This is a genomic window from Luteibacter sp. ME-Dv--P-043b (assembly GCF_030209605.1).
Classification (GTDB): domain Bacteria; phylum Pseudomonadota; class Gammaproteobacteria; order Xanthomonadales; family Rhodanobacteraceae; genus Luteibacter.
In genome coordinates this window covers 83,848-106,926 of sequence record NZ_JARVRT010000030.1, presented here as the reverse complement: position 1 = coordinate 106,926, position 23,079 = coordinate 83,848, and the positions used below count along the sequence as shown (strand labels likewise).

The window sequence follows — 23,079 nt, the reverse complement described above, 5'->3', positions numbered from 1 at the left end:
TGCCGCGCACGCCGCAGGAAGAGATTCTCGCCGGTCTCTTCGCCGAGGTGCTGGGTCTGGACACCGTCGGCATCGACGAGTCCTTCTTCGACCTCGGTGGCCACTCCCTGCTCGCCACCCGGCTCGTGGGCCTTATCCGCTCTCGCGTCTATCCTAGCCTCTCGATTCGGGCGTTGTACGCAGCGCCTACCGTTGTCGCGCTCGCGGCATCAATCAACTCGGCCACCGTGCCAGAGCAGTTGGATGCCATGCTGCCACTGAGACGAGGCGGTGCGGAAAACGCGATCTTCTGTTTTCCACCCGCGGGCAACTTGGCATGGTGCTACTCCGGAATGGTGGGGCACCTTGCTGTGGATTGCCCGGTCTTCGGCATGCCGATGCCACGTCCGACGACCGAGAACGCCCAAGATATGCAAGCAATTGCAGCGCATCACGTCGACGCCATTCTTACGAAGCAACCCCAAGGCCCGTACCGACTGCTTGGCTGGTCGGTGGGGGGGATGATGGCGCACGCCGTCGCGACAACGCTCCAGTCGCGGGGCCGTACCGTTGAACTGCTCGCGATCATCGATGCCTATCCCACGGTGGAGGTGCAATACGTCCAGTCACAGACCCATGACGAGACCGACATTCACGCGAAGAGCTTTCATGCCCTGCTACGAGGTTTTGGTGTCCGGTCCCCTGAAGCCTTCGTTCCAGGCACCGACATGGTGTCGTTGAGACGCCAGTTGTCAGAACTCGTGGACCTGTCTAACGCGGATGTCGAATTGCTTTGCGACACGTTCCTGTCGGTTCACGAAAGTCGACGACTGACCCGGACATTCGTTCCGTCGGTCTTTAAGGGTGACGCCCTATTTTTCCATGCGACCGCTACGCCTGCCGGCATCGTACCGCCTTCGCCAGCGGACTGGGCGCCCTATATCACAGGAGACCTTTCGATCACGGAGCTGCCAACCGACCACTTCGCGATATTGGACGCGCCTTACCGCCAGCGCATTGCCGCACGACTTACCGAAATCCTCACAGTTCCTCGAGACCGGGGTCTTCGGGACCATAGCTCATCAGAACATGTAACGACAAAGGGAACCCTATGAGTACTGACGCTCAGACCGAGATGGTCTATCTGGCAGACGATGTGAAGATCGAGCCGCTCGTGCATCGGTGGTATGCCTGGAGCCACTTAATTTCGCCGGCGCAATTGGCGCTCAATCTCGCATATCGGCAAATTCCGATGCTTCGCTCCTTCGTTACCAATCCTCGTGTACACGAAGCCGCGTCGAGCGACCCGCGAATGCTCGGCGGCTCCTTCCTCGAATTGAAAGCAGACGATGTCATAGCTGCTAGACAGTTACTGCAAGACACGCTTAAGTCCGGTGCGCCATTGCTTCGACTTGCGGAGGACCTAATTAAACAGGATCGCCAGCTCCACAAGGGTGAGACAGGACATAGTCTTGACCACGTTTACGCCAACCTCCCGGAATCGCTCGCAGGAATGGTCGAGGTAACCTATGACCTAAACGGGAACCCCTCGCTTCGTATCTTCGAAGAGATGCTTTATAAGGACCGGCCGACGGATGCTCGCGCGGAAGAAATCGCGTTCAGCAGAATAGATGACTCGAAGCGGAATTTCTTTCTCAACACCCCGCGCCTTCCCACCGACGAAAGAATGATAGTTCCCCTGCCCTTCAGCAGCGAACATTTCTCAGTGCTGTCGAGGGCCCGCATCGAGAGGGTACCGTTCTCCGAAATCACTTCGGCGCTGGGTGTCAGCGACGAGGAATCGGCCAAGCGCCTACGGAGCTATTTCAGCACCGAGCCACCTGCGCGGCACGGTACCGCGTATGAAGGCGAGGGTATGCGAGTGCGCTATTTCGGCCACGCGTGCGTCATGGTCCAGAGTGCCGAATCGACTATTTTGATTGATCCTTTCCTGGCCTGGGACCGTAATGACGAGGACGGCCGACTCACATTTCATGACCTGCCCGACCATATTGACTATATCTTCCTGACACACAACCATCAGGACCACTTCAGTATTGAATTGCTGCTCCAGCTTCGTGGACGAATTGGCCAGATCCTCATTCCACGCAACAATCCCCACAGCTTGGCTGATCCTTCGATGAAGCTCGTTCTCGAGCATATTGGACATCGAAACGTGAGAGTGATGGACCCATTGGAAACCATCGAGCTCTCTTCTGGCCGGCTGATGAGTATTCCTTTTTACGGCGAGCACGCGGACCTCAGTATCGACAGTAAGCAAGGCTTGTTCGTCGAGCTAAAAGGGAAAACATTTATGTTTCTCGCAGACTCCGACAACAAAGATAGGGCGCTCTACAAACGGCTTGTCAAGTTAGTAGGAACGGTAGATATCCTCTTCATCGGTATGGAGTGCGATGGAGCCCCATTGACATGGCTTTACGGCCCCTACCTTAGTGCCCCTATTAACCGCAAAGACGACGAATCTCGACGCTTATCCGGTTCGGATAGCGACCGCGCTTGGTCGATAGTTGAGGAGCTCCAATGTAAAACAGCCTATGTGTATGCCATGGGGCAAGAACCGTGGCTCCGCTTCGTCGCGGGCCTGGAGTACACCAAAGACAGCAAGCAGATCATCGAGTCTGATAGATTTGTCACCCGTTGTCGGGCAGAGGGCATCCACTCCGAGCGGCTCCATGGAAGCCGAACGTTTGAATATTGAACAGTCTCTTGTAAAACACCTTCATCGACACAGGACTATCATGACCAACCCTTTCGACAATGACACCGTATCCTTTCTCGTCCTCATCAATGACGAGCAACAGTACTCGTTGTGGCCTGAGTTTGCCGACATTCCCCACGGATGGTCGACGTGTTTCGGACCAGAGAAAAAACAGGCTTGCCTGGAATACGTCGACCAGAACTGGTTCGATATGCGACCCAAATCGTTAGTCGAGGCTATTTCCTAAGGCGGGGGGGTAAGAGCGAAATGTTGCTTGGCGTACGATTATGGGCCTCTAGGCATAGAACAGCGAGGGACATCCTTAAGAACGGCACCGTGTTGGGCATCGTTCTCGCGATGCATGTCTTTCTATTGGCATTTTTGATGGCAGGTTCGAATAGCAACTACGAATGGACGCAACGTGCTGCCGCAAGCACCGTTACGGCGCTTGAGGTCCATTTCATCGAGCCTCGACGATCTTTGCCTCCGCCGCCGCCTCAAGCGACGTCTCTACCGCCCCAAGCTAAGCCCGACCATGCGCCCCGGCGAGACGTTGCACCGCGTAAGATCGTCAAGGCCGAACCGCCCAATGCTGCCTCACCGGTAGAGGCTCCGGCGCCGATGCCTGACGCCCCGCCGCAATTGCGTTACGACACGGCGGACACCACGATGCCCTCGTCGTCGTACGGTGACCCCTCACTTCGCAGTGCATTGGACGCAGGTCAAGCGCGTTCTGCGGCCAAGTTACCAGGATACAAGGACGGCTCTGTCGTACAGGGCATCAAAGTGTCGAATCCGGGCAGCATTAGGGATTCAATTCGGAAGGTTGGCGACTTCATGAATTGCAGCGCCGTTGAAATGCAACGAAACAAGCCTGGGGGAAGCCTTAATCAGAGCCTGCTCAAGGCGTATGACGAGATGGGATGCAAGAAATGAGTCTATCGCCATGGCTGGTACCGCTGAGGAGATCGGCGCGTACGGAAAGGAGATTGATCTGCCTACCGCACGCAGGAGGGAGTGCCCATACATTCCGATCCCTAGCCGCGTACTTACCTGAAGACATTGATATGTGGTCGGTGCAGCTTCCTGGCCGAGGAAGCCGATTTAATGAACCACCGTTGCAGTCCATGAGTGAGGTGCTCCATGAACTGCTGCCGGTAGTCGAAATGCTGCTCGACTACCCTTCAGTGCTCCTGGGCCACAGCCTTGGATGTCGGATCGGATTCGAACTAATCCGGAAATTAGAATCGGAGGGCCGCCTAGTACCCTCCCACTTCATCGCGTCGGGGTGCCGCCCCGTTCACCTTGCCGACGACGCCACGCCTATGTGGCCCCTCTCTCACGACGAATTCGTCGCACGACTCACTCAATACGAAGGGATGCCGAGTGAGTTGCTCAACGATAAAGATGTCATGGCGTTGATCGTTCCAACGCTTCGAGCGGACTTCCGCGTCGCGGAAACCCACCGAAATACAATCAACGACACAATCTCCGTCCCGGCCACGGTCATAGTCGGCAACGCCGATCCCAGTGTACCCGTCACGACGCTAGCCAGCTGGAAAACCCACTTTCTTGGGGATATGGATATTGCGATTGTGGACGGCGGCCACTTTTTCTTGCAGGAGCAATTGGAGAATGCGCTACCCGCGTTGATGAGTATTCTAGCCAAGGTGAAACGTTCTTCCGAAAGTGTGGCGTGAGTCCTCAATCGCCGGTAGCTACATTTTTCCAATCACATAAGTCGGCAAAGCCCGTCAAGATTCGGCGGTAGCCCTCGTAAGACTCTCTACCGTGCGCTACCGTCATATTGTCGAGCATCAACACGTCACTGCGCTGCCAAGGAAAGGCTACGCTTTCGATCTCATAGGCTTCTCGAAGTGCAGCAAGGACGTCGGCTTCGATTATCCCGCCATCGCCGTAATAGGTATTGTTGGGTAGCTCATCGTCGGGCATGAGTTCAGTAAAAATGTTCCTTATGTCCTCCGGGAGCGTCGTCACGTGAAAGAACGTCAAATGATTAAACCAGCATAGTTCTCCCGTAGCAGGGTGCCTAGCCGCTGTCTCCCTAACCTGCCGCGTGCGTAAGCGACCTCCCTCAAGCCATTCAACGGCGATATCGTTCTCACGGCAATAAGCTTCAACTTGCGTTCGATCAGATGTCTGAAAAACATCATGCCAATGCAGACCAATATCGCCACCTAGAAGCCGCTGGTAGAGGTATTTCCTCTTTGCGAACTCCGCAACGACTTCCGACCGCAGCCGCGCATATACGCGCCGGACGTCTGCAATAGGCGTCGCGCCGTTTCGCGCGGCCGCATCGATGCACATGAAATAGATCTTTCGAGGAAAAGAGAGGTTATAGGATTGCTCGTTATGAAGAAAAATCGGGTAGTCAGGTGGATAATCTGTCGATGTGTAAACATTTCCCGTTACCCGGCTTCGCGGAGATGATCGCTCAGTGTACGGAAGCGCTCCGGACGAGGTGCCCGAGATGATCGTTTCGAATGAATTTTCATCGGCCTCGAAGCCCCGAAACAGCAGTGCTCCGAATATATTTAGTTGAGCGTCGAGAAATTCTCGATGCTCGCATACCCACTCTGAAAGAACTTCGCGGTCAGCCACAGGCTCGACGATCAGCGGCAGGCGGCAGTTTTCGAAAAGCAACGTGCGAACTGAAGGTGGCATGCGATCCACAGGGTGGAGGACGGCATGCCGGTGATTTTCGGCAACTCCATTACGACTGTCTACATCGCTCATGGGTGACTCCTCAATATTTTCGATTCATTGCATCGCAAGACACGCATCACATCGACGAATGCCAGGTTCGCAAGCTTGCACCGTACGCGAGGAGAAGTGTGCTTGAAAGACTGCACGGTTGTCACTAGAAGGAAAGGCATGGAGTGCACGAATGTTACGTCCAATACCGCCCCACCGCGGCCGCGGTTCTCGCGCCGAGTGAACACACTAGTCGCACTCGTTCTCGTGCCTGTTTGGATGGCCTATCGTGAAACCAAAGTCGATAGCACCGACACGACTACGAAGCCATTCCCGCCGGGCCGGTTGATGTCCAGATTCTTTCGGGAGCATCTCTGGATAAGCCCAATGTATCGATCGGGATACCGAGAGGTCTAGCCGATTCGTCTCCGCCGCCCGGCGGCGCAACTAGCTTAATTGATCCGCATACCGTTCGAGGCCTCGCGAACCTGCGTCGGCACTGCCGGCAGGCCGTGCGCTGCCGATCGACCATGGCGTTTGATGGCCTTTACATCACCGCACATCGGACGGCTTGCACCGCGCCGGTGGCACCAGGGACGCAAAGGAAGGCGCGGACGGGAATGGCCACGCCCGCGCACGTCAATACGCATTCTCGCAGCTGACCAGCGTGGCCCCGTTCGGGTTTAGTCGTCCGGTCAAGCTCACACTCTAATACGGCAGCGTAACTGGCGCGTTCTGATTGAACGATTCCGCTTCACGACGTGCATCTGCTTCGTTGCCCCGCAGCACAACGTTCGTCAGGCGCTCGTATTTGAGGCCTCAATGTGAGACAGGCGGGCTGCGCCGAAGGCGGAAGCACGCAACGAAGCGTCGAGTTGATTCACCTATAGATGTAATCTATCGTGGTTGACAAGGGTGATCATCGATCCCGATACCCAGCCGCCGGATTGGTAAATCGCGGCACCATCGCCGGATCCGAAGTATAGGATCCTCTGTTCTTCGCCGCGTTCTTGACCGCGTCCGTCACAGTCCCGTTGCCAGCGGAGCTCTGCGGTGTCGCCATGCCGTTGGTCCAACCGAGAACGAGCGTGATCCCAAGGATCAGCGGCGTGCGCTTCTGGAACTCATTTTGAGGCATCTTCCGCACGTGAACTACATGTACGTTCAGTACAGAAATTCAGACTGGATCGCAGAAAGCTGTCGATCAACTAGCCCGACTGCAGCAACAGGGCGCCGCCCTTGCGAGGGACACCGCGACCCATCGCCAGACCCAGACGTCTCCGCGTCCGTACAGCCAGTGGTTTAGCTTCGATCAGCTGAAGGAAGGAAAATGACAATCCTCCATCCGATCTTCGTTCCCAAAGGCTACACGCTCTATACGCTCCCCACAGAGCGCTATATGAATTATCTAATCGACAGTATCAAAAGCGACAATCATGGAAGCATTACGGGAGGACCGGGTCGTATCGGCAAGACGGAAATGGTGAGGTGTCTGTCAAACGAAGGAAAGATATGGCTAGCGAAAAGCGCTTGCGCTCATATCAACTATGGCCAGGGAGCGGCGGTCGCTCAGCTTTCGACTAACTAGATAGCGCACCAGCTCGCGCCGGTCCGGTGCGCTCACCATTTTTTTCGCAAGGCGTCCTTGATCACCTCGTTTTCCAGCAACTGTTCGGCCAGTAACTTCTTCAGGCGGCCGTTCTCGGTCTCCAGGTCCTTCAGGCGCTTGGCCTCGGGCACGCTCATGCCACCGAACTTGCTCCGCCACAGGTAATACGAGGCCTCGCTGAAGCCGTGCTTGCGGCAGAGATACTTTACCGGCATGCCGGCCTCGACCTCACGCAGGAACCCAATGATCTGTTCTTCGGAAAAGCGCTTCTTCACGTCCAATCTCCTTCTCGTGGGGGATTGAACTCGAAACCGGCGCACTACTCAAATCTGGGGGGACGTCGAGCTCAGCATGGACACTTCCAAGAATGCCATGTGGCCCTCGGTGGCGATTGGAATGGCTTACCTATTTAAGGCCGTGGCTTCACCCACGACGATCTAGGCGTGCTGCCTGCTTAATATTTGTCCCACTGGGGGTAATGGTTTTCACGTGGGCGTGGTGGTATTTTCGCCCATTGTCTTTGGGCGCATTCTCCTTTGAGCGCTGACCTGCCATTTCCGTCTCTTGCCGCCATGATGGGCCATTGCTTCCATCAGGATATGGATCTCGAGGCCGAGACCGTTCCCGAAGCCGTGGCGCAGTATGTGCGCGGTCTGACTGGCGAGGCGGGACGCGCGCTTCAGGCGGATATCGAAAGCTTCCGGCAACAACATGCCGACGATCTGAACGCGGCATTCCTACGGGCCTTTGGCGACGATCTCGATCCTCGCGAGGTCGGGCTCAGCGTGGGCGATTTCCTCAAAATGGTCGAGGCTCTCGTCGATTATCCCGCGTCGTTCCGTCAGTTTCTGGAAGAGGATCTGAACCCCGAATTCCCGCAATTACGCCGCTTCGCAAGCGCCCGCCTCCATCCGCATCCCATGGGTGCCGAAGCCCGCAGGATCGGGCGGTCAGGCGTGCAAAGCATGCCGAATGTCCTGGCGATCCATCTGGGCGCTCTTCCGCGGGATCACAAACGAGCGTTTCTGGACGAGTTGCAGCAATTCGAAGATCGTTACGGAGATCGTGCGTCGCAGGTTTTCGGCAAGCGCTGGCTCGATCTTAAGACCAGCGGGTTCGGCGGTTTTCGTGAGTTCCGGCAGTTTGCCGAGCTGTTAGCGCGGGCCAGTGTCAGCGAGACGGAAGCGAGACTTTAATGAAGCGCTTGTTTACATCTCTGTTGTTAGCGCCCCTTTGGGCCCCAGTCGCCATGACAATCCTCGCTGTTTTGTCACCCCCACCCCACTTCCTGGAAAGCGTCGATCGGGGATCCTGGATAGGCATGGGTGCTGTACTCGGTGGAGTGCTTGGATATATATCGGTTCTGGCAGTCGGACTGCCGATCCACAAGATGCTTCAGCGGCGAGATCATCGTTCGGTCCGGGCCTATCTGATAACGTGGTCCGCTGGCGCTTTGTTTATTTGGGCGCTTGCCTTCATCGCAGGCTTTGTCCGGGACGGGCTGGTCTTCTCTGCCTCCTATCTCGCGGAAACCATTGTCAATCGGCCCTATGTGCCGCTGTCCTTCGCAGCGATCGGGGCCCTCGTCGGCTGCACGTTCTGGGCCATAGTGAGACCCGATCGCGCTTCGCGTGATCTGCGTAGCTAGCGTCGATCCAAAGCTGCTTTGAAGGAAGTGGAATGCAAGCGACAGGGCTTATTACGGCCGGTGAATCCACAACCGCGATGGCCTATATCAAGGGTCGAAGGGGCGTGTCACCACGCCAGATGAAACTGATCCTGTTGATCTGCATGGTGGCGATCGGCATCCCTATCGGGGGATGGGTGTCGGGATCATGGACCGCAGCCGCGATTTCGGTCGAGTTCGCCTTCATCGGCGCTTGGGTGGGCTTGCTGGCAATCCAAAAACTGGCCAGCTCTTCAATGAGGAAGGCTCTTGCTGAGCGAGGCCAGGCATACGAGCAGCCGCTCACGCTTCGCTTAACCCCTGAGTCGCTAGTCTATGATTTGGGCGACCTGACGATGACCGCCCATTGGCGTTGCGTCACGGATCTCTTTCAAACCCGCAAATACTGGGTGTTTCTGGTTCAAAGCAGCGCCATGGTCCTTCCTCGCCGCTTTTTTCCAACCCCCGAAGCCGAACAAGAATTTATTGCCGAGGCCATGTCGCGGATGACGGATGCGGCGCGTGCGAGAAGCCCGGATGCGGCACGACTGAATGGCCCACCAGCACGCCGCGGCTAACAAGCTCAACGGCGATAGACACCGCCGCTGAGCCTTAGGGCCAGTGTTGGAGCCTGGCGGCAGCTTCCAGCTTGCTCGACACACATGCATTACTTCTCCAACGATTCCCCGTAGCCGCCATCAGCGCCCGTTCGGATCGGGCGTGCCGACGCATTCGTAACCGGTGATCCGCCCATTCGCGTCGTAGTGGGTGACAAGCGTCTGCCCGATCAGGCAGGAGGGTGGGAAGAATCCCTGCAGAGGGCCATGCATCTTCGTCGCGGTCGATGCCTGCGTCGCCAACGCGACGGTGAGCAAGACGAATCCAATCAGCAGCTTCTTCATAAGACGTTCCTTCTTCATGGATGTCTGGGTGCACTCCCCTGCCTACGGACATCCGGAACGTTCGGCATGTGCCGAACCTACAACGCGGCTCCCGCACCTGCCAGTGTCGACTTGCCGCGCGAGGGCAACGTTGCCTAATTAGGGCCAACATCGCGGTTTACCCGCGCTTACGCGCCCTGAAAGCGGCCACCTTCATCCGGTTGCCACACGTCGCCTGGCTGCACCAGCGACGATGATGCGAGCGCGTGCGGTCGTGGAACCACAGCGTGCATTCGTCGCTCTCACACTTTCGAACGAGATCGAAGTTCGCCGTGGAAAGCAGCGTAGCGAGCGCGTTCGCCACAGGCAGCAACAGTCCCGACGTGCCCTCCGCACGTTCATGCATGGCAATGGAGGGAACGTCGCCGGCAGGCCAGTCCAGCGTGGCATAGGCACTTCCCGCCTCCAGCACGCGGTTGAGCAGGCCAGGGTCGGCGGGCTCACCTCGCTTGCGCCGCTCCACGAGATCGCGCGCATGGTCGCGCAGTTGTCTCGCCTCGGCCGATAGGGCGCCGCGCGCCCTGCCCGCTGCCGGCGTCGCGAGTCCGGCAGCCGCGAACCAGGCCGACGTACGTTCCGGATCCTCGAAGTGATCGATGCGGGCTCCCCAAGGACCGTACGCGCTGTTGATGAAGTCGAGGGCGAGATCGTCGCCGAGGAACAGGGGTGCAGTGCCGCTTTGAATGACGGAGGTAGCCATGGGCTGCATCCAGGAAGGGTGCGCGTAGTGTAACTTCTAACTTACAAATTGACCAGTTACATGGATCGGATGTAACTTCCTTAAACCACGTTTTGACGTTACACCCACTCAGCACCCCAGGAGTCTCCGATGTCCAGCCAAAATCCTCCCCTCGCAACGCTTGCCTCAGCAGCCGCCACCGAACCACACGACACAATCGACCCGCGTCCCCCGATGCCTGTCCACTACCGCTACGCCGAGGCAGACGGGTTAAAGGTGTTCTACCGGGAAGCAGGCGATCCCGCCGCCCCCACGATCCTGCTGCTGCACGGCTTCCCCACGTCGTCCTTCATGTACCGCAATCTGATTCTCCTGCTGGCCGATCGCTATCACGTCGTCGCGCCCGACCTGCCCGGCTTCGGGTTGACCGAGGTGCCCGAGCACGCGGCCTATGCATACACCTTCGATCGTCTGGCGACGACGATGGACGCTTTCACCCGGGCACTTGGCCTCGAGCGTTATGCGATGCAGGTGTTCGATTACGGCGCGCCCGTCGGCTGGCGTCTGGCGGCGGCGCACCCGGAGCGCATCACCGCCATCGTGACGCAGAATGGCAATGCCTACGAGGAAGGCCTGAGCGAGGGATGGAATCCCATACAGAAGTACTGGCAGGACGCGAGCGATGCCAATCGCGAGGTGGTGCGGGAGTTCCTGAGCCTGGAGGCGATCAAGTGGCAATACACCCACGGTGTGCCCGATCCGTCGCTGGTGGCACCGGACACCTATGCACTCGACTTCGCGCAGGTGTCGCGGCCGGGTAATCACGACATACAACTGGACCTGTTCCTGGACTACCGCAACAACGTAGCAAGGTACCCGCAGTTCCAGGCCTACTTTCGCACGCATCGGCCTCCCCTTCTCGCCGTGTGGGGCCAGCACGATCCCTTCTTCCTGCCCCAGGGTGCGGAGGCCTTCAAACGCGACCTACCCGATGCCGAGGTGCACTTCTACGACACGGGGCATTTCGCATTGGAGTCGCATGGGCCGGAGATTGGCGCACGGATTCGTCGGTTCCTCGACCGGGTCCTGACGCGCAAATAGGCGACGCGGCGGCACACGGGATGAGGCGTGTGCCCGTCCTATAGGACGCGGGAAGCGTAACCGTTACGATCCCGATCCAGCACGCCTTGTCCCGCCAAGCACGGCACACATGGCCCCCGGCGAAACCATGAGATGAAACACAGGAAGCATTCTTCATGTCCGTTCCCTTGGTAAGGCTCATCATCTACGTACGCGACGTTGCAACGATCAAGGCTTTTTACCGCACCTATTTCGAGCTGCCCGTTGTCGAGGAAATCGGCGGTGAATGGGTGGTTTTACAGGCCGGCGGCATCGAACTAGCTCTTCACCTGATGGGTGCAAGGTTTCGAGACACCGCGGCCTCCCCCAGGTCGCCGATGCAGGACGAGAGCACCGGCCCAACGACCAAGTTCGTATTTGCCATCACATCGGATCTCGCAGCCCACCGCGCCAGACTCCAGGCCGCGGGCACCCGGGTCGGCGAATTAAAGCGTTACGAAGGGTTTCCATACGAGATGTACGACGGCCGCGATCCCGAGGGAAACGTATTCCAGGTCATGCGATTCGATTGATACCGCGCAGCGGATTTCAGATGCGACGCCCCCTGCGCGGCGTCCCGTATCGAGGAATCCGAGCTGATTTACGAAATAACTCAAAGCCTTGCCGCGCACGACACGGTATGATGCGCGTCCGGGTGGAACACAAGGAAACACAGCAGTGACGCGATATTCCCTTCGTGCGGCAACCATGGCCGCGCTCGTCATGGCCTTTGGCGGCGCCTTCGTCGCCCCCGCGCATGCTGACGACACCTCCGCATCCAGCGCAGACAAGCACCTCCGGCCAGGCTTCGACACCTGCATGGATGCCTCCGAAGGCGTCACCGTGAAGATGAACAGCTGTCTCGCCAAGGAATTCGACTACCAGGACAAGCGGTTGAACACCGCCTACCAGGCCCTGCGCAAGTCGCTTTCCGACAAGGACCGCCTGGCACTCCGCGATGAGGAGCGCGCCTGGATCAAGGCACGCGACACCAAGTGCGCGCCCGACAAGGATGGCGGTACGGCTGCCCTGCTCGTCTCCGGCGATTGCGCGCTGACGCAGACGGCGGAGCGTGCGACGGAACTGGAAGGCCGACTGAAGAAATAAATACCCGTGCCCGGCGGCATGCCGGGTGTTTTCGATAGTGAACCAGGAGTTAGATGCATGACGGATGATCTCGATAAAGCAAAACGCGTCGCCGGTAGCTGGCACCTTGGCCAGACCTCGGCTGGTTATGAATCCGGCGCGGCCGGTCCCGGCGCGGTATCCACCGGCAAGGGCGATCACGGTGGTGTGTCGTACGGGTCCTTCCAGCTGTCCACGAAGATGGGCACGCTGCAGGAATACCTCGACCAGTCGGCCTATAAGGACCAGTTCAAGGGCCTGACGCCCGCCACCCCCGCCTTCGACGAGAAGTGGAAGGCACTGGGCAAGAACGATCCGGGCTTCGGTGCCGACCAGAAAGACTTCATCGGCCGCTCGCACTACAACGAGCAGGACAAGGCGCTGAAAGCCGCCGGCATCGACCTGTCCGGCCGCGGCATGGCGGTGCAGGATGCCGTCTGGAGCACGTCCGTGCAGACCCGCGACCTCACGCCGAAGATCTTCGCCAAGGGCCTGAAAGAGAAGTTCGGCAACGACTACCAGCTCGACAAGCTCAGCGACAAGGACATCGTCGATGCCGTGCAGGATTACAAGGCGGCGCACGTCAAGGATATCTGGGCCAGTTCGCCCCAGCTGCACAAGGGCCTTTCCAAGCGCATCGCGCACGAGAAGGAGTCGCTCGATGTCCTCGCCGACGCCGATCGCGTCCTCAAGGAAAACGGCGTGACCGTCGAGCACAAAGGCAAGGCAGCATCCGCCGCCGATCATCCGGGCCAGGCATCGGCTAACCATGTACAGCGCGCCGGCACGTTGCGCCTGCACGATCATTCGCCCGACGTCGCGGCGCTGCAGGCCATGCTCAACAAGCACGGCAACCTGGGCAACGACGGCAAGTCACTGACGCCCGATGGCGACTTCGGTCCCCACACCCAGGGTGCGCTGAAGCGCTTCCAGACCGAAGCCGGTCTGACCGCTGATGGCATCGCCGATCCGAAGACCATGGAAGCGCTCAAGGCGGCAACGCGCGAGCAGCCCATGGAAAGCCTGAAGGACAAGGATCACCCCGGCCACGCCCTGTACGAACAGGCACTGGCGCAGGTGCACCAGCTGGACGCAAAGCTGGGCCGCACGCCCGACGCCATCAGTGAGAACGTGGCCGGCGCCGCTGCACAGAAGGCACAGGCCGAAGGCCTCACCCGGATCGACCACCTGGTCATGGCGAATGACGGCTCGACGGCGTACACGGTCCAGGGCGACCTGAACTCGCCGCTGAAAAAGGTCTCCGGCGTCGACATGAACACGGCGATCAGCCAGACGCCGGAACAAAGCGCAAGTCTGTGGAACCTCGAGGCCAACAACCAGAAGCTGGCCGCGCAGGAACGCCAGCAGCAGGCACAGGCCCCGGCCGCCGCCCAGCAGGCCGCGGCACCCCAGCAGTAACCGACCACCGCAAGGCAAAGGGCCGGCAGGATGCCAGCCCTCCGCGAAGCAAAAGCCTCTCGTGACCCTGCCTGTTCAGGTGACTCGGGTCACACGCCTTCGACCATGTAGACCCGATAGTCCGCTCCCTTGAAGCGGTGTTCGCGCGCTGCGGTGTACGCCGGGCTGTTGTACCAGGCCAGCGCCTCGGCCTTAGTCGGGAAGCTGATGATCACCGATCCGTCGACCGGATCGCCTTCCAGCGTTTCCACCTCGCCATAGAAAGCCAGCCGCGTGGCCGGATGCCCTTCGCCCGCCTTGGCGGCGAGCTGCCCGTAGGTAGCGAACTCTTTTTCGTCTTTGATGCGATCGCGCGTAAACACGACATAGGTCGTCATAGCCATTTCCTCATGAGCCAGAAGCGTGGGTGAGCCGTTTACCAGGGAAGCGTCTGGCCAAGGTAGGTAAAGCTGCCGGTCGGACCGTCCTCGCCGATAAGGGCCATGCCCACGCTGCTCTTCGCACCGGTCGGCACGTCGATCTCGCCCTGCCCGCCGTTCATGTCCGTCTGCACATAGCCCGGATGGATCGCGTTGACCTTGATCGGGGTATCGCGCAGTTCGTACGCGAGATGGATGGTCCACGCGTTGATCGCGGTCTTCGAAGCGTCGTAAGCGGGCACCTTGAAGCTGTAGATCGGCGACGTCGGATCCACGTGCAAAGCCAGCGAGCCCAGCTGGCTGGACACATTGACGATGCGTGCAGCGTCCGCTTTCTTCAGCAGAGGCAGGAACGCCTGCGTGACTTCGACCACGGCGAACACGTTGGTGTCGAAGGTCTCGCGCCAGACGGCGAGCGTCTGCTCGGACGGCGCCTTGCTCATGTCGTCGACCATGATGCCGGCGTTGTTCACCAGGATATCGAGCTTGCCGAAGCGGGACGTGACCTCGGCCACGGCCTTGGCGATGCTTTCGGCATTCGTGACATCCAGGGCGATCGGTTCGACGGAAAGCCCTTCCGCCACCAGCTTGTCGGCAGCGGCCTTGGCCCGACCGGCATCTCGGCCAGCCAGGAGGGTCAGCACGCCGGCCTGGGCCAGCTGGCGCACCGTTTCGGTGCCGATACCACGGGTGGCACCCGTAACGAGTGCAATTTTCTGCGAGGTATTCATGAGACGTCCTTTATCTATCGACGGAAGGCGGATGCCCCCGGACCTCTTCTGCACCAGGCGAGTGCAAGGACAAGGCGGGAACGCTGTCTGTCGAGATAGGGACGCCGGGGCACCGGATAAAGCCCCCCTCATGCCGGCAATCCTGGTCCCAGGCACCGGTAGTCATCCAGTGAGGCACGCGCGGTCGGCGGTGCATACGCGGCATAATCGGCAACCACGGCGATGGCATCGGCTTTGGCCGGCCATCGGACATCACCTCGTTCGTCGCCCATGGGCGACAGCATGCACAGGGAACATCGCATGATCGAAACAGACCGCCTCATCCTGTCCATCCCGACCCTCGCCGACTTCGAACCGTTCCACGCGATCCTTTCCCAACCGGAGGTCTACCGGTTCATCGGCGCGGGGCCTTCGCCGCGCCCCGAGAGCTGGGTGCGTTTCCTGCGCAGTGTCGGCCACTGGAGCCTCTACGGTTACGGCCTGTTCGCCATCCGCAACAAGGCCACCGGCGAATACGTCGGCGAGACGGGCACGGCGCACTTCGAGCGCGACCTCGGTACCGACTTCGACCCCTATCCGGAAAGCGCCTGGCTTCTGGGTGCGAACAGCCATGGCAAGGGGTACGCGACCGAGGCGGCGGAGGCAGCGCTTCGTTGGTTCCTGCGACTGAAGGGCCCGCAACGCACGGTGTGCATCATCGATCCACTGAATATCGGATCGCTTCGGGTGGCCGAGAAGCTCGGCTATCAGCCGATCGACGAGCGCGATTACCGCGAAAAGCCGGTGATCGCCTTTGAACGCCTGCCGTGAAGCGCCGCTGAATTCGCTACCGCGTTTTCGGACGAAACCTGCATCTGTGCTCGCAGTCACAACGCACGACCGATCCACTCACGATGATGCACGCCACACGCCACGTACGTTCAGGCCTTGGCTTTCCCTTTCCGGGAGGGCCGTCTTCGGAGACAGACCATGTCGATGCCAAGAAAGTCCTGTCTGGCGCGCTGCCTGCTTGCCGCAGCGCTGGTGGTAACGAGCGGTTCGGCGTGGAGCCATGCCATAAAGAACGGCCAGGTGGTCGACGACAACGGCAACCTGGTGCAGTTACGCGGCGTCAACTGGTTCGGCTTCGACACCAACGTACACACCGTGCATGGCCTGTGGGCACGAAACTGGAAGGACATGATCACGCAGATGCAGGGCCTGGGTTTCAACGCAGTGCGGCTGCCGTTCTGTCCGCAATCCTTGAACGGAGTGGCACCAAGTAGCATCGATTACGGACTCAACCCGGACCTGCAGGGCCTGAATTCACTGCAGGTGATGGACAAAGTGATCGACGAGCTGAGCAGCCGCGGCATGTACGTCCTGCTCGACCATCACACGCCGGATTGCAACGCCATATCCGAGCTCTGGTACACGTCGTCCTACAGCGAACAACAATGGATCGACGACCTCACCCTGGTCGCGACGCGTTACGCCGCGGTACCGGGCGTGATCGGCATCGATCTGAAGAACGAACCGCATGGCGCGGCCACATGGGGCACGGGTAACGCGGCAACCGATTGGAACACCGCCGCCGAACGCGCATCGGCCGCGGTGCTGAAGGTCGCACCCAAGTGGCTGATCGTGGTCGAGGGCATCAGTGAGAACCCCAGCTGCTCGAGCAGCGGCGGCCATTTCTGGGGTGAGAACCTGGAGCCCCTCTCGTGTACGCCACTAAACATTCCGGCGGACCGGCTGCTGCTGGCACCGCATGTCTACGGTCCCGACGTGTCGATGCAGTCGTATTTCAGCGCGTCGAACTTCCCGGCCAACATGCCGGCCATCTGGGACCAGCACTTCGGCCGCTTCGCGACATCGGGCCAGGCGTTGCTGCTGGGCGAATTCGGCGGAAAGTACGGCCAGGGCAGTGCGCAGGACGTGACCTGGCAGAACGCACTGGTCGACTACCTCATCGGCAAGGGCATCCACGGCGGCTTCTACTGGTCGTGGAATCCGAACAGCAACGACACCGGCGGCATCCTCAACGACGACTGGTCATCGGTGCGTACGGACAAGGTGACCCTGCTGAAGAAACTCTGGGCCACGCACTAAGGCCGGTGTGCCGGACCTTCGTCGCGCCGGTGCGACGAAGGTCCCATCCCAGGCGGCGGCCGAGCCCATACATCGGCCGCCGCCTTTCATCTCAGATGCCTTCAGTCCTCGATACGCTGGAGATCGTCCGCGTCGGCCGACCGGGCGATGGACTCCTGCAGGTGCGCCACGTGTTTCGTGATGTCCTGCGTCGTATGGGCAAGCCGCCGGATCTCGTCGGCGATAACGGCGAAGCCCTTGCCTTCCTGCCCGAGGCGCGCCGCCTCGATGGTCGCATTCAACGACACGATATTGGTCTGGTGCGCGATCAGCTGGATATCGGCGACCAGTTCGCCGATGCGATCCGCATCCGCCTTGGCGGCAAGGCGCTTGGACTGCCGGTCGTCCTCCATCACCAGGCGGTCCTTTTCCGGCTGGATATCGGTAAGCACGCCCACGGCGCGCAGCGGCATGCCTTGGTCGTCCCGGCTCGTCTGCCCGCGGGCACGGAACCAGCGATAGTCGCCGTTCTTGCACAGCAGCCGGTATTCGATATCGAAGCCCGTCGCCCCGGTCGTATCGTTGAGGTGATCCGCGAATGCCTGCAACGATCGGGCCTTGTCTTCCGCATGCAGCTTCGACGCCCAGCTGTCCAGCACATCCGGAAATTCCGCGACGCTCGTGTATCCCAGCAGTTGCCGGAACTGCGGCGACCACCAGAAGGCGTTCTGCGGATTGACCGGATCGCCCGCGATGACGCTCATGTCCCAGAGCCCATCGTTGAGCATTTCACGCGACAAGTTGAATCGCGTGAGCGTGATGTCGAGTTCCGCGTCGCGGGCCAGCTCGTCGTGGATGTCGCTCAGCGAACCCGCCACCCGGATCGGCTCGCCATTGGGATGACGGATGGAATCGCCCTTCGCGCGGAACCAGCGGTAGCTGCCGTCCTTGAGCATCAGTCGATAGCGAACGTCGTACGGGGTCTTACCCGAGCGATCGGACAGGTGGGCCGAAAACGCAGCGAGCGTGCTTTCCAGGTCTTCGGGATGCAGCCGGTTCGACCAGCTGCCCAGCACGTTCGGGAAATCGTTCTCGTCCTGGAAACCCAGCATGGCGCGGAACGGGTCCGACCACCAGAACGGCTGCGACGCATCCACCTGGCCGCCCACGGCCTCCATATCCCAGAGGCCGTCCGTGGAAACGCGACGGGTCAGGTCGAAGCGTTTCTGCAATGCATCCAGCGCATTGCGTGCTTTTTCCAGATCGTCGGAACTGTGAACCCTTTCCACGTCCAGATCGTCGACCGATGCCACCTCGATCACCGGGCTCGCCAAGACCACCTTGCCTGCCCTTTTGCGCCAAAAACCCATGACCACCTTCTTCGCCTTACGTTATCGAATAGGCGGTATCGGCAAGAACAAAGGATTATTTAACAGCTCGTTTAACCTGGAGACAGGCTGAAAGGTGCATCGAGGCTCGCACGCATCAGGATGGATCGGCCCATTCGAAGGGCTCTACCCGCTCCTGCAGACCGATGAGGAACGCATCCGCCACCAGTCGCAACGGCCGCGTATCCACGTCCCTGCCCCGTTCGCGAATCAACGTCGCGAAGCGCGCATACAGGCCGGCATATTCGCGATCATCCGCCGTCAGCGTCTGATCCGGCAGGATGAGCACATCGCCACCTTTGCTGAGCTTCAGTGTCCCGCCATCGGTTTCGACCACGATGTCCCACGTCTGTGGGCCGGTCTGTCGCCAGTCCAGGTCCATGGCGATCGGCACGCCGTCGCTGTCGGCGAACTGCAACGCCGCCGCGATCGGCGCCGCGCGATTGGCGGGAAACGACAACGTGGCGGAGGTGAGGAAAAACCCGTTGGGCAGGATGCGCGTGGCGATCGACAAGGCATTGATGCCCGGATCGAACACGCCCAGGCCACCCGGTTCCCACACCCACTCCTGCCCGGGATGCCAGACGCGCACGTCTTCCCGCCAGGTGATCGCGACACGATCGATGCGCCGCGTGGCCAGCCATTCGCGCGCCGGCTCGACGCCCGCGGCATGCTGGGAATGCCAGCCGGCGAACAGCGTCAGGCCGCCCGCCTCCGCCCGCTGTTCCAGCACGGCGACTTCCGCGAGCGTGGCGCCGGGAGGCTTTTCGAGGAACACATGTACACCGTGCTGGAGTGCTTCACGGGCCAGTGCGTACCGCACCTGCGGCGGCGTACACAACACGACGGCATCTACGGCCGGCCCGTCGCGGAACAAGGCCGTGAGGCTGTCGAAGGATGTCACGCCTTCCACCGAAGGCAGCGCCGGATCGACCACCGCCACCAGCTGGAAATCCGGGCTACCCGCCAGCGCGGGCAGGTGCTGGTCGCGCGCGATCTTGCCCAAGCCGATGACGGCGATGCGAACAGGCGCCACGGTCAAAGTGCCTTGACGGTCACGGCCTGCGCGTCGGCCTGCGCCAGCGCATTGCGTAGCGGCAGGGTGAACGGCGCCGCCTCGATCTCGAATTCATCGCCCACTTGCGTCGTGATGCCTTCCGAGAACGACAGCGTGGCCGTGCCGAAGAAATGCACGTGCACGTCACCCGGTTGGCGGAACACGTCGTATTTGAAGTGATGCGCTTCGAGGTTGGCGAAGCTGTGCGACATGTTCTCTTCGCCGGACAGGAACGGCTTCTCCCACAGCACCGCACCGTCGCGATGGATGCGGCTGCTGCCCTGGATCTGCGCCGGCAGCGGCCCTACCAGCAGCTCGGGCCCCAGCGCGGCCTGGCGCAGCTTGGAATGGGCCAGCCAGAGGTAGTTGTGCCGTTCCGTCACGTGATCGCTGAACTCGTTGGCCAGGCACACGCCCAGCCGGAACGGCGTGCCGTCGTCACCGATCAGGTAGATGCCGGCCAGCTCGGGTTCTTCGCCGCCGTCCTTCGCAAAGGCGGGCGACGTGAGCGCTGCGCCCGGCCCGACCAGGCCATGGCCGTTGCCCTTGTAGAACCACTCCGGCTGGCTGCCGACCTGCCCGGCCGCGGGCTTTCCGCCTGCCACGCCCTCGAGGAAGATGCGCATCGAGTCGGTCTGCTTCTCCGCGGCGGCGGCCTCGCGGTGCATCTTGTCGCGTCCTTCCGCGGAACCCAGGTGGGTCAACCCCGTGCCGGTCATGAACAGGTGGGCCGGGTCCGCGTGATCGATCGGCGCGAGCAGGCGCCCGGCCGCCAGTTCGGCCGCGATATCGACCGTGGCGCCGACGCCGCAGGCCGCAACGGCACCTGCCAGGTCGGTGCCCGCGGCGATGGCGCGGTTGGCCAGGGCGCGCACGCTATCCACGCCGGGAACAAACGCGGCGGTGTCACCCCGCGCGGCGATCACGGAGCGCGTGCCGTCCGCGGCACGATGTTGCAAAAGACGCAAGGTCATGGCGTTGTCTCTCCAGGGCACACGGGGCGCGGGGAATCAGGCGGCGGGGACACCGTTGACGAGGCGCGGCAGGCCGGCGTCGTCACGCAGCGCGGCGGGCAGCAGGGCCTGCGCGAAGTTCTGGTACGACACCGGGCGCAGGAAGCGATCGATGGCGAGGCTGCCCACCGAGGTGGATCGTCCGTCGGATGTGGCCGGGAACGGGCCGCCGTGGACCATGGCGTGGGTGACCTCGACGCCGGTCGGCCAGCCGTTGACGACGATGCGTCCGCACTTCCGCTCCAGCAGCGGGATCAGGCGCGCGGCCAGCGCCGTGTCGCCCTCGTCCATATGCAGCGTCATGGTCAGCTGGCCTTCGGCGGCCGCGACGACCGCTTGCAGCTCGGCTTCGTCGGCACAGCGCACCAACAGCGACGAGGCGCCGAAGACTTCGTGTGCGAGCGCCTTGTCGGCCAGGAACGCCTTGCCCGTGGTAGCGAACAACGCGGCGCTTCCGGCGCTGGCACCGTCGCCGGGCAGACCCTGCGCCACGGTGGTGACCTCGTCCTTCTGCCGCAGCGTGTCGACGGAGCGCTCGTACGCGCCGTGGATCGCGCCGGTGAGCATCGTCTGCGCCGGGGCCTTCGACACGGCGCCACCGGCAGCCGCGACGAACGCATCCAGGCCCTCACCCTCGATGGCCAGCAACAGGCCGGGGTTGGTGCAGAACTGCCCCGCGCCCATGGTCAACGAACCGACGAAGGCCGTACCGAGCGCGTCGCCGCGCGCACGCAGCGCTTCGGGCAACAGCAGCACCGGATTGATGCTCGACATCTCCGCGTACACGGGGATGGGCACCTCGCGTTCCTGCGCCAGTTTGACCAGCGCGAGGCCGCCGGCGCGCGAGCCGGTGAAACCGACGGCGGTGATGGCGGGGTCCTTGACCAGGGCAGCGCCCAGTTCGATCCCGGGACCGGTCAGGTTGGCGAACACGCCCGCCGGCAGGCCACAGGCTTCGACCGCGGTGTGGATCGCCGAGGCGACCAGGGCGCCGGTCGCCGGATGCGCCGGGTGGCCCTTGACGACCACGGGGCAACCCGCTGCCAGCGCGGACGCGGTGTCCCCACCGGCCGTGGAGAACGCGAGCGGGAAATTGGAGGCGCCGAATACGGCCACCGGGCCCAACGGGACCATGCGCAGGCGCAGGTCGACACGCGCGGGCGTCACGTCGGCCGCGGTGGCCGGGTCGATGCGCAGGCCCATCCAGCCACCGCGGCGCAGCACGCCAGCGAACAGCTTCAGCTGGCCGACGGTGCGGCCACGCTCGCCTTCCAGGCGCGGCCGCGGCAGTCCGCTCTCGCGCATGGCCGTGACGATCAGTTCGTCGCCCAGTGCCACGATTTCCTCGGCGATGCGCTCGAGGAAGGCGGCCCGGCTCTCGGCATCTGTCGTACGATAAACATCGAACGCGGCGTCGGCCGCGGCGCAGGCCGCCCTGACCCGATCGACGCCATCCGACGCGAAAGGCTTACCGAAAGGCTGCCCCGTCGCGGCATCCACCGATCGAAAGGCGTTGGGAGTCACACCGGTTTTTTCGTCGTTCGACATATGTTGCACCGCGATAATTACTCAGACAATTAGGGTAAGGCGGTTATACTGCTTTTGCAATGGCGGGCGGCCGAGGGACGGGAAGGAATGAACACGTGAGCAACACCAAGCCGACAGCACCGATCAAGGCGGACACCCAGGCACCGCGCGAGCCGCGTGGCACGGGCCGGCGCCTGTATGGCGCGATCGCGCACAAGCTGGGCGCCGCCATCCTGGCGGGCGAATACCTGCCGGGCGACGTGCTCTCCGGCGAGGTGGTGTTTTCCGAGCAACTGGACGTATCGCGCAGCGCCTATCGCGAGGCGATCCAGGCGCTGGCGGCGAAAGGGCTGGTCGAGAGCCGGCCCAAGGCCGGCACGCGCGTGCTGCCGCGCAGCCGCTGGAACCTGCTCGATCCGGAAGTACTGGGTTGGGCGTTTGCCGGCAGCCCGGACACGGCGTTCATCCGCAGCCTGTTCGAGCTGCGCGCCATCGTCGAACCCGCTGCCGCCGCGCTGGCCGCCGAACGGCGCAGCAAGGACGACCTGAAGGCCATGCGTGATGCCCTGGCCGGGATGACCCGCCATACGCTCGCCACCGACGCCGGCCGCATGGCCGACCGCGACTTCCACAGTGCGATCCTGCATGCCACGGGTAACGACGCCTTGATCGTATTGAATGCGAGCATCTGCGCGGCGGTCAGCTGGACCACGCAATTCAAGCATCGCCAGCGCGCCCTGCCCCGCAACCCCATTCCCGACCACCGTCGCGTGCTGGTGGCGATTGCCGACGGCGATGCCACGGCGGCCAGCGAGGCGATGCGGGTGCTGGTGGAACTGGCGCTGGAAGACACGCAGCAGTCGATGCAGCCCTGAGCGCGGGCGGCATCGACTGCCTGTAGAC

23 protein-coding genes and 2 pseudogenes are annotated in these 23,079 nt (G+C 61.4%); 15 read left to right on the top strand and 10 right to left on the bottom strand.

All coding sequences use genetic code 11. The features are described 5' to 3' along the window. From QRN34_RS15385 to QRN34_RS15365, 5 genes are all read left to right on the top strand, one after another. Positions 1 to 1,094 (top strand): thioesterase domain-containing protein (locus tag QRN34_RS15385; RefSeq protein ID WP_285405766.1); only part of this gene is annotated, 1,094 nt, incomplete at its 5' end. Continuing rightward, the gene (locus QRN34_RS15380) at positions 1,091 to 2,698 is read left to right on the top strand and encodes an MBL fold metallo-hydrolase (RefSeq protein ID WP_285405764.1); all 1,608 of its coding nucleotides are present in this window, start codon (positions 1,091 to 1,093) and stop codon (positions 2,696 to 2,698) included. The genes QRN34_RS15385 and QRN34_RS15380, both read left to right, overlap by 4 nt. After that, complete coding sequence (locus QRN34_RS15375; RefSeq protein ID WP_345782909.1) at positions 2,673 to 2,945, top strand: MbtH family protein; 273 nt, start codon at positions 2,673 to 2,675, stop codon at positions 2,943 to 2,945. The genes QRN34_RS15380 and QRN34_RS15375 overlap by 26 nt, the downstream gene beginning before the upstream one ends. An 89-nt stretch (positions 2,946 to 3,034) precedes the next feature. Continuing rightward, on the top strand, positions 3,035 to 3,634 hold the full coding sequence (locus QRN34_RS15370; RefSeq protein ID WP_285405760.1) for a hypothetical protein: 600 nt from the start codon (positions 3,035 to 3,037) through the stop codon (positions 3,632 to 3,634). Continuing rightward, positions 3,622 to 4,398: an alpha/beta fold hydrolase gene (locus QRN34_RS15365; RefSeq protein WP_345782908.1), complete on the top strand. Its 777-nt coding sequence runs from the start codon at positions 3,622 to 3,624 to the stop codon at positions 4,396 to 4,398. The genes QRN34_RS15370 and QRN34_RS15365 overlap by 13 nt, the downstream gene beginning before the upstream one ends. Positions 4,399 to 4,402: 4 nt before the next feature. Here QRN34_RS15365 and QRN34_RS15360 read toward each other — a convergent pair whose 3' ends face one another. Both QRN34_RS15360 and QRN34_RS15355 read right to left on the bottom strand, forming a co-directional pair. Then, positions 4,403 to 5,455: a TauD/TfdA family dioxygenase gene (locus QRN34_RS15360; RefSeq protein WP_285405758.1), complete on the bottom strand. Its 1,053-nt coding sequence runs from the start codon at positions 5,453 to 5,455 to the stop codon at positions 4,403 to 4,405. 1,477 nt (positions 5,456 to 6,932) lie between these two features. Continuing rightward, positions 6,933 to 7,237, bottom strand: a pseudogene (locus tag QRN34_RS15355) (transposase); the annotation flags it as partial. 321 nt (positions 7,238 to 7,558) lie between these two features. On the opposite strand from QRN34_RS15355, the gene QRN34_RS15350 reads away from it, so the two are divergent. From QRN34_RS15350 to QRN34_RS15340, 3 genes are all read left to right on the top strand, one after another. Next, complete coding sequence (locus tag QRN34_RS15350) at positions 7,559 to 8,218, top strand: contact-dependent growth inhibition system immunity protein (protein WP_285405756.1); 660 nt, start codon at positions 7,559 to 7,561, stop codon at positions 8,216 to 8,218. Positions 8,219 to 8,343: 125 nt separating this feature from the next. Next, positions 8,344 to 8,670: a hypothetical protein gene (locus QRN34_RS15345; protein WP_285405755.1), complete on the top strand. Its 327-nt coding sequence runs from the start codon at positions 8,344 to 8,346 to the stop codon at positions 8,668 to 8,670. Between the two features lie 32 nt (positions 8,671 to 8,702). Continuing rightward, the gene (locus QRN34_RS15340) at positions 8,703 to 9,266 is read left to right on the top strand and encodes a hypothetical protein (protein WP_285405753.1); all 564 of its coding nucleotides are present in this window, start codon (positions 8,703 to 8,705) and stop codon (positions 9,264 to 9,266) included. A gap of 120 nt (positions 9,267 to 9,386) precedes the next feature. Here the strand turns inward: QRN34_RS15340 and QRN34_RS15335 are convergent, their stop codons facing one another. After that, positions 9,387 to 9,590, bottom strand: coding sequence for a hypothetical protein (locus tag QRN34_RS15335; RefSeq protein WP_036141265.1), 204 nt, complete (start codon positions 9,588 to 9,590; stop codon positions 9,387 to 9,389). Positions 9,591 to 9,747: 157 nt separating this feature from the next. Then, positions 9,748 to 10,329, bottom strand: a complete 582-nt coding sequence (locus tag QRN34_RS15330) for an ABATE domain-containing protein (protein WP_285405751.1) — start codon at positions 10,327 to 10,329, stop codon at positions 9,748 to 9,750. A gap of 213 nt (positions 10,330 to 10,542) precedes the next feature. On the opposite strand from QRN34_RS15330, the gene QRN34_RS15325 reads away from it, so the two are divergent. From QRN34_RS15325 to QRN34_RS15310, 4 genes are all read left to right on the top strand, one after another. Continuing rightward, the gene (locus QRN34_RS15325; RefSeq protein WP_285405749.1) at positions 10,543 to 11,409 is read left to right on the top strand and encodes an alpha/beta hydrolase; all 867 of its coding nucleotides are present in this window, start codon (positions 10,543 to 10,545) and stop codon (positions 11,407 to 11,409) included. A 155-nt stretch (positions 11,410 to 11,564) separates the two neighbouring features. Beyond that, entirely contained in the window at positions 11,565 to 11,960 is a 396-nt protein-coding gene (locus QRN34_RS15320) for a VOC family protein (protein ID WP_285405747.1), read from the top strand. 145 nt (positions 11,961 to 12,105) lie between these two features. Next, the gene (locus tag QRN34_RS15315) at positions 12,106 to 12,534 is read left to right on the top strand and encodes a lysozyme inhibitor LprI family protein (protein WP_285405745.1); all 429 of its coding nucleotides are present in this window, start codon (positions 12,106 to 12,108) and stop codon (positions 12,532 to 12,534) included. 57 nt (positions 12,535 to 12,591) lie between these two features. Beyond that, positions 12,592 to 13,971 (top strand): peptidoglycan-binding domain-containing protein, encoded by a 1,380-nt coding sequence (locus QRN34_RS15310; RefSeq protein ID WP_285405743.1) that lies wholly within the window; start codon positions 12,592 to 12,594, stop codon positions 13,969 to 13,971. 89 nt (positions 13,972 to 14,060) lie between these two features. On the opposite strand, the gene QRN34_RS15305 is transcribed toward QRN34_RS15310, so the two are convergent. Beyond that, a complete protein-coding gene (locus QRN34_RS15305) occupies positions 14,061 to 14,348 on the bottom strand; it encodes a DUF1330 domain-containing protein (RefSeq protein WP_285405741.1) in 288 nt (95 codons plus the stop codon). A 38-nt stretch (positions 14,349 to 14,386) separates the two neighbouring features. Continuing rightward, positions 14,387 to 15,121, bottom strand: coding sequence for an SDR family oxidoreductase (locus QRN34_RS15300; RefSeq protein WP_285405739.1), 735 nt, complete (start codon positions 15,119 to 15,121; stop codon positions 14,387 to 14,389). A 270-nt stretch (positions 15,122 to 15,391) separates the two neighbouring features. Between QRN34_RS15300 and QRN34_RS15295 the strand changes: the two genes are divergently transcribed. Together QRN34_RS15295 and QRN34_RS15290 are read left to right on the top strand one after the other, a co-directional pair. Continuing rightward, the gene (locus tag QRN34_RS15295; RefSeq protein ID WP_285405738.1) at positions 15,392 to 15,931 is read left to right on the top strand and encodes a GNAT family N-acetyltransferase; all 540 of its coding nucleotides are present in this window, start codon (positions 15,392 to 15,394) and stop codon (positions 15,929 to 15,931) included. A gap of 159 nt (positions 15,932 to 16,090) precedes the next feature. Next, a pseudogene (locus QRN34_RS15290) lies at positions 16,091 to 17,206 on the top strand (glycoside hydrolase family 5 protein); the annotation flags it as partial. Positions 17,207 to 17,313: 107 nt separating this feature from the next. Here QRN34_RS15290 and QRN34_RS15285 read toward each other — a convergent pair. From QRN34_RS15285 to QRN34_RS15270, 4 genes are all read right to left on the bottom strand, one after another. Continuing rightward, positions 17,314 to 18,561: a PAS domain-containing protein gene (locus QRN34_RS15285; RefSeq protein ID WP_285405736.1), complete on the bottom strand. Its 1,248-nt coding sequence runs from the start codon at positions 18,559 to 18,561 to the stop codon at positions 17,314 to 17,316. A 115-nt stretch (positions 18,562 to 18,676) separates the two neighbouring features. Then, entirely contained in the window at positions 18,677 to 19,615 is a 939-nt protein-coding gene (locus tag QRN34_RS15280) for a Gfo/Idh/MocA family oxidoreductase (protein ID WP_285405734.1), read from the bottom strand. A gap of 2 nt (positions 19,616 to 19,617) precedes the next feature. Beyond that, complete coding sequence (gene araD1, locus QRN34_RS15275) at positions 19,618 to 20,610, bottom strand: AraD1 family protein (RefSeq protein WP_285405732.1); 993 nt, start codon at positions 20,608 to 20,610, stop codon at positions 19,618 to 19,620. 36 nt (positions 20,611 to 20,646) lie between these two features. After that, on the bottom strand, positions 20,647 to 22,173 hold the full coding sequence (locus QRN34_RS15270) for an aldehyde dehydrogenase (NADP(+)) (RefSeq protein ID WP_285405730.1): 1,527 nt from the start codon (positions 22,171 to 22,173) through the stop codon (positions 20,647 to 20,649). A gap of 119 nt (positions 22,174 to 22,292) precedes the next feature. On the opposite strand from QRN34_RS15270, the gene QRN34_RS15265 reads away from it, so the two are divergent. Continuing rightward, on the top strand, positions 22,293 to 23,051 hold the full coding sequence (locus tag QRN34_RS15265; protein ID WP_285405729.1) for a FadR/GntR family transcriptional regulator: 759 nt from the start codon (positions 22,293 to 22,295) through the stop codon (positions 23,049 to 23,051). The last annotated feature ends 28 nt before the right edge of the window (positions 23,052 to 23,079 follow it).

What these genes read in the sequence shown, in the direction of transcription:
- QRN34_RS15380 (WP_285405764.1), top strand. Translation starts at nt 1,091, where the DNA reads ATGAGTACTGACGCTCAGACCGAGATGGTCTATCTGGCAGACGATGTG.
- QRN34_RS15375 (WP_345782909.1), top strand. Translation starts at nt 2,673, where the DNA reads ATGGAAGCCGAACGTTTGAATATTGAACAGTCTCTTGTAAAACACCTT.
- QRN34_RS15365 (WP_345782908.1), top strand. Translation starts at nt 3,622, where the DNA reads ATGCAAGAAATGAGTCTATCGCCATGGCTGGTACCGCTGAGGAGATCG.
- QRN34_RS15360 (WP_285405758.1), bottom strand. Translation starts at nt 5,455, where the DNA reads ATGAGCGATGTAGACAGTCGTAATGGAGTTGCCGAAAATCACCGGCAT.
- QRN34_RS15345 (WP_285405755.1), top strand. Translation starts at nt 8,344, where the DNA reads ATGGGTGCTGTACTCGGTGGAGTGCTTGGATATATATCGGTTCTGGCA.
- QRN34_RS15340 (WP_285405753.1), top strand. Translation starts at nt 8,703, where the DNA reads ATGCAAGCGACAGGGCTTATTACGGCCGGTGAATCCACAACCGCGATG.
- QRN34_RS15335 (WP_036141265.1), bottom strand. Translation starts at nt 9,590, where the DNA reads ATGAAGAAGCTGCTGATTGGATTCGTCTTGCTCACCGTCGCGTTGGCG.
- QRN34_RS15330 (WP_285405751.1), bottom strand. Translation starts at nt 10,329, where the DNA reads ATGGCTACCTCCGTCATTCAAAGCGGCACTGCACCCCTGTTCCTCGGC.
- QRN34_RS15325 (WP_285405749.1), top strand. Translation starts at nt 10,543, where the DNA reads ATGCCTGTCCACTACCGCTACGCCGAGGCAGACGGGTTAAAGGTGTTC.
- QRN34_RS15320 (WP_285405747.1), top strand. Translation starts at nt 11,565, where the DNA reads ATGTCCGTTCCCTTGGTAAGGCTCATCATCTACGTACGCGACGTTGCA.
- QRN34_RS15310 (WP_285405743.1), top strand. Translation starts at nt 12,592, where the DNA reads ATGACGGATGATCTCGATAAAGCAAAACGCGTCGCCGGTAGCTGGCAC.
- QRN34_RS15305 (WP_285405741.1), bottom strand. Translation starts at nt 14,348, where the DNA reads ATGACGACCTATGTCGTGTTTACGCGCGATCGCATCAAAGACGAAAAA.
- QRN34_RS15300 (WP_285405739.1), bottom strand. Translation starts at nt 15,121, where the DNA reads ATGAATACCTCGCAGAAAATTGCACTCGTTACGGGTGCCACCCGTGGT.
- QRN34_RS15295 (WP_285405738.1), top strand. Translation starts at nt 15,392, where the DNA reads ATGGGCGACAGCATGCACAGGGAACATCGCATGATCGAAACAGACCGC.
- QRN34_RS15285 (WP_285405736.1), bottom strand. Translation starts at nt 18,561, where the DNA reads ATGGGTTTTTGGCGCAAAAGGGCAGGCAAGGTGGTCTTGGCGAGCCCG.
- araD1 (WP_285405732.1), bottom strand. Translation starts at nt 20,610, where the DNA reads ATGACCTTGCGTCTTTTGCAACATCGTGCCGCGGACGGCACGCGCTCC.